The organism is Streptomyces sp., from assembly GCF_031178505.1.
GTDB lineage: Bacteria > Actinomycetota > Actinomycetes > Streptomycetales > Streptomycetaceae > Streptomyces > Streptomyces gulbargensis.
This window is the reverse complement of sequence record NZ_JAPSIW010000519.1, coordinates 1-5166: the sequence shown is the minus strand read 5'-3', so window position 1 is coordinate 5166 and position 5166 is coordinate 1. Positions and strand designations below refer to the sequence as shown.

The 5166-nt window shown below is 75.9% G+C and carries 5 protein-coding genes; 4 read left to right on the top strand and 1 reads right to left on the bottom strand.

The annotated features are described in order from the left end of the window. The 3 genes from glmS to RIF68_RS26740 form a co-directional block, all read left to right on the top strand. The coding region (gene glmS, locus RIF68_RS26750; RefSeq protein ID WP_309053862.1) for a glutamine--fructose-6-phosphate transaminase (isomerizing) at nt 1-1626 on the top strand (1626 nt) is incomplete at its 5' end. 13 nt (nt 1627-1639) lie between these two features. After that, nucleotides 1640-2008 carry a holo-ACP synthase gene (locus tag RIF68_RS26745; RefSeq protein WP_309053861.1) on the top strand — a complete coding sequence of 123 codons (369 nt, stop codon included), beginning with the start codon at nt 1640-1642 and terminating at the stop codon, nt 2006-2008. A 136-nt stretch (nt 2009-2144) separates the two neighbouring features. Beyond that, on the top strand, nt 2145-3599 hold the full coding sequence (locus RIF68_RS26740) for an NAD(P)H-hydrate dehydratase (protein ID WP_309053860.1): 1455 nt from the start codon (nt 2145-2147) through the stop codon (nt 3597-3599). Nucleotides 3600-3641: 42 nt separating this feature from the next. Here RIF68_RS26740 and RIF68_RS26735 read toward each other — a convergent pair whose 3' ends face one another. Beyond that, a complete protein-coding gene (locus RIF68_RS26735; protein ID WP_309053859.1) occupies nt 3642-3977 on the bottom strand; it encodes a YnfA family protein in 336 nt (111 codons plus the stop codon). Nucleotides 3978-4312: 335 nt separating this feature from the next. Here RIF68_RS26735 and alr point away from each other — a divergent pair. Further along, on the top strand, nt 4313-5166 hold an 854-nt coding region (alr, locus tag RIF68_RS26730), incomplete at its 3' end, for an alanine racemase (RefSeq protein ID WP_309053858.1).

Below are 5166 nucleotides of genomic sequence, written 5' to 3'. Positions count from 1 at the left end.
TGGGCCACGCACGGCGGGCCGACCGACGCCAACGCGCATCCGCACCTCGACAACGCGGGCCGGGTGGCCGTCGTGCACAACGGGATCATCGAGAACTTCGCCGCCCTGCGCGAGGAGCTGGCCGAGCGCGGGCACGACCTGCTGTCCGAGACGGACACCGAGGTCGTCGCGCACCTCCTCGCCGAGGAGTTCTCCTCCGTCGGGGACCTGGCCGAGTCCATGCGGCTGGTGTGCCGGCGGCTCGACGGCGCCTTCACGCTGGTCGCCGTCCACGCCGACCAGCCCGACGTGGTCGTCGGCGCCCGCCGCAACTCGCCCCTGGTCGTCGGCGTCGGCGAGGGCGAGAACTTCCTCGCCTCCGACGTGTCGGCCTTCATCGCCCACACCCGCTCCGCCATCGAACTCGGCCAGGACCAGGTGGTGGAGCTGACCCGCGAGGGCGTCACCGTCACCGACTTCGACGGCACCCCCGCCGACGTCCGCGCCTACCACGTCGACTGGGACGCCTCCGCCGCCGAGAAGGGCGGCTACGCCTCCTTCATGCTCAAGGAGATCGCCGAGCAGCCCAAGGCCGTCGCCGACACCCTCCTCGGCCGGATCGACACGACCGGCCGGCTCACCCTGGACGAGGTGCGCATCCCGGCGGCCGTCCTGCGGGAGGCCGACAAGGTGGTCGTCATCGCCTGCGGCACGGCCTTCCACGCCGGGCTCATCGCCAAGTACGCCATCGAGCACTGGACCCGCATCCCCTGCGAGGTCGAGCTCGCCAGCGAGTTCCGCTACCGGGACCCCATCCTCGACCGGCGCACCCTGGTCATCGCCATCTCCCAGTCCGGCGAGACCATGGACACGCTCATGGCGCTGCGGCACGCCCGCGAGCAGGGCGCCAGGGTCCTCGCCATCTGCAACACCAACGGGTCCACGATCCCGCGCGAGTCGGACGCCGTCCTCTACACCCACGCCGGGCCCGAGGTCGCCGTCGCCTCCACCAAGGCCTTCCTCACCCAGCTCGTCGCCTGCTACCTCCTCGCCCTCTACCTGGGCCAGGTGCGCGGCACCAAGTGGGGCGACGAGATCCAGGCCGTCGTACGGGAGCTCGCGCGCATCGGCGACGAGGTCGAACGGGTCCTGGAGACCATGGAGCCCGTCCGGGCCCTGGCCCGTTCGCTCGCCCACAAGGACACCGTCCTCTTCCTGGGCCGGCACGTCGGCTACCCGGTGGCCCTGGAAGGCGCGCTGAAGCTCAAGGAACTCGCGTACATGCACGCCGAGGGATTCGCCGCGGGCGAGCTCAAGCACGGGCCGATCGCGCTCATCGAGGACGACCTGCCGGTCGTCGTCGTGGTGCCCTCGCCGCGCGGGCGGTCCGTCCTCCACGACAAGATCGTCTCCAACATCCAGGAGATCCGGGCGCGCGGCGCGCGGACCATCGTCATCGCCGAGGAGGGCGACGAGAGCGTCGCCCCCTACGCCGACCACCTCATCCGCGTCCCGGCCACCCCCACGCTGCTCCAGCCGCTCGTCGCCACGGTGCCGCTCCAGGTCTTCGCCTGCGAACTGGCCACCGCCCGCGGCAACGAGGTGGACCAGCCGCGGAACCTGGCCAAGTCCGTGACGGTGGAGTGAGGAACGACAACGCATGATCATCGGGGTGGGGATCGACGTGGCCGAGATCGACCGGTTCGCCGCGTCGGTCGAGCGCACACCGGGGCTGCTCCAGCGCCTCTTCGTCGAGCGGGAACTGCTGCTGCCGAGCGGCGACCGGCGGGGCATCGCCTCGCTGGCCGTCCGGTTCGCGGCGAAGGAGGCCGTGGCGAAGGCGCTCGGGGCGCCCGGCGGGCTGCACTGGACGGATGCCGAGGTGTACGTCGAGGGCACCGGGCAGCCGCGCCTGCGGGTCCGGGGCACGGTCGCGGCGCGGGCGGCGGAGCTGGGCGTGAAGCACTGGCACGTGTCGCTCAGCCATGACGCGGGGGTGGCGTCGGCGGTGGTGATCGCGGAGGGGTGAGGGGGCCGACCGGTTCCCGCCGGTGCGGTCGGCGGCGGTCCGGGGCGGCGGCCGGCCCGGCACGGTCTTGCGCCCGGCCCCGGCCGCGCGGGGCCGATCCGGGTGAGCCGGGAGGCCCTGGGGCAGACTGCTGACCATGCGAACCGCTTACCGTGTGGAGACCGTCCGGGCCGCAGAGGCCGACCTCATGGCGCGGCTGCCCGAAGGGGCGCTCATGCAGCGGGCCGCCGCCGGACTCGCCGCCGCCTGCTGCTCGCTGCTGGGCAAGGGGCGGGTGTACGGGGCGCGGGTCGTGCTCCTCGTCGGCAGCGGCGACAACGGCGGCGACGCCCTGTACGCCGGGGCCCGGCTCGCCCGGCGCGGGGCGGGCGTGAGCGCCGTCCTGCTCGGCACGCGGGCCCACGAGGGCGGCCTCGCGGCGCTCCGGGCGGCCGGGGGGCGCGTGGTCGGGGGCCCCGAGGACGACCCGTACGCGGTGCTCGCCGCCGCCGACCTCGTCCTCGACGGCATCACCGGCATCGGCGGGCGGGGCGGGCTCCGCCCCGACGCCGTCCCCCTCGCGCGGGCCGCGCGCGGCTCCGGCGCCTTCGTCGTCGCCGTCGACCTGCCCAGCGGCGTCGACGCCGACACGGGCGAGGTCGCGGGGGAGGCGCTGCGGGCCGACGCGACGGTCACCTTCGGTACGTACAAGCCCGGTCTGCTCGTCGACCCGGCCCGCGAGTACGCCGGGGCCGTACGGCTCGTCGGCATCGGCCTCGACCTGCCGTCCGTGCCCGACCTGGAGGCGCTCCAGCACCAGGACGTGGCCCGGCTGCTGCCCCGGCCGGGTGCCGAGAGCGACAAGTACCGGCGCGGTGTCGTCGGCGTCGTCGCCGGCTCCGCCCGCTATCCCGGCGCGGCGGTCCTCGCCGTCTCCGGGGCGCTGCGGGGCGGGGCGGGGGCGGTGCGGTACGTGGGGCCGGCGGGCGACGCGGTGATCGCCGCGCACCCGGAGACCCTGGTGCACGCGGGGCCCCCGGAGAAGGCCGGACGGGTGCAGGCCTGGGTCGTCGGACCCGGGCTCGGTGACGGGCCCGGCGCGGCCGCCGCCGTCGCGGAGGTGCTCGACTCCGACGTGCCGGTGCTCGTGGACGCCGACGGGCTGCGCGGCCTGGACCGCGCCGCCGTACGGGCCCGCCGGGCGCCGACCCTCCTCACCCCGCACGCCGGCGAGGCCGCCGCCCTGCTCGGCGCCCCGCGCGCGTCCGTGGAGGCGGGCCGGCTGGCGGCGGTGCGGGAACTGGCGGGCAGCTTCGGCGCGACGGTCCTGCTCAAGGGCTCGACGACGCTGGTGTGCGGACCGGGCGCCGAGCCCGTACGGGTGAACCCCACCGGTACCTCCTGGCTCGCCACCGCCGGCAGCGGCGACGTCCTCTCCGGCCTCGCCGGCTCCCTCCTGGCGGCGGGGCTCGATCCCCTGGACGCGGCCTCCTGCGCCGCCTACCTGCACGGCCTGGCCGCCCGTCACGCGACGGGCCCGGGGGCGCCGCTGACGGCGACGGACGTGGCGGCGGCCCTGCCGGCGGCGTGGCGGGACGTGACCGCGCCGTAGCAGGGGGGCGCGGGCGGCCGGTCCGTCCCCCGCCCGGACGTGTCAGTGGCCGCGCGGCGCGTACATGATCACGGCCATGCCGGCGAGGCACACCAGCGCGCCGATGACGTCGAAGCGGTCCGGGCGGTAGCCGTCGGCCACCATGCCCCAGGCGATCGACCCGGCGACGAAGACCCCGCCGTACGCGGCCAGGATGCGGCCGAAGTCGCCGTCGGACTGCAGGGTGGCGACCACCCCGTACAGGCCCAGCGCCACGACGCCCGCGCCGATCCAGACCCAGCCCCGGTGCTCGCGGACGCCCTGCCACACCAGCCAGGCCCCCCCGATCTCGAAGAGGGCGGCGACGGCGAACAGGGCGACGGAACGGGCGACGGTCACGGTGCGGGGTCCTTCGGCGGGGCGGGTTCGGAGAGGGGCGTGCGACCGCCGGGGGGTCCGCGTCGCGCCCACCCCGACGGTAGCCGGTGGTGCGCGGCCCGGGGCGGGACCGCTCCGGAAGGGCGGTGGAGGTCACGTATCCCGCCGTCAACTTCATTGATCGACAAGCTCGTTCGGGCCGCCGGGGAACGGTGGGCGGTGCCGGACGGCCGCCGGTGCCCCGCAGGTCCGCCGGGGGTGCGGGGCCGGACGGCCGGGGTCCGCGCGCGGGAGCGTGATCGGGGCGACAGACGGGGTACGCGGCCGGGGAGCCCGCACCTGAGAGACTGGGCGCGATGACTGAGACACCGCCGCCCCGCCGAGCCCGCGCCGAGATCGACCTCGGCGCGCTGCGTGCGAACGTCCGCACGCTGCGCGCCCGCGTCGCCCCCCACGTCCGGATCATGGGCGTGGTCAAGGCCGACGCGTACGGACACGGCGCCGTCCGCTGCGCCCGCGCCGCCCTGGAGGCCGGTGCGGACTGGCTCGGGACGGCGACCCCGCACGAGGCCCTCGCGCTGCGGGCCGCCGGCATCACCGACGTGCCGGTCATGTGCTGGCTGTGGACGCCCGGCGACCCGTGGGACGAGGGGATCGAGGCGGACCTGGACATGTCCGTCAGCGGCCTGTGGGCGCTGGAGGAGGTCCGCGCCGCCGCCCGCCGCACCGGCCGTACCGCCAGGGTGCAGCTGAAGGCCGACACCGGTCTCGGCCGCAACGGCTGCCAGCCCGCCGACTGGCCCCAGCTCGTCGGCGAGGCCCTGCGCGCGCAGGAGGAGGGCCTGGTCCGGGTCACCGGCCTGTGGTCGCACTTCGCCTGCGCCGACGAGCCCGGGCACCCGTCCATCGCCGCGCAGCTCGACACCTTCCGTTCGATGCTCGACCACGCCGAGAAGGCGGGCGTGGAGCCCGAGGTCCGGCACATCGCCAACTCGCCGGCCACCCTCACCCTCCCCGAGACCCACTTCGACCTGGTCCGGCCGGGCATCGCGCTGTACGGCGTCTCGCCGAGCCCCGACCTCGGCACCTCCGCCGAACTGGGCCTGCGGCCCGTCATGACGCTCAAGGCGAGCGTCGCCCTGGTGAAGCAGGTGCCCGCCGGGCACGGCGTGTCGTACGGGCACCACTACGTCACCGGCGGCGAGACCAC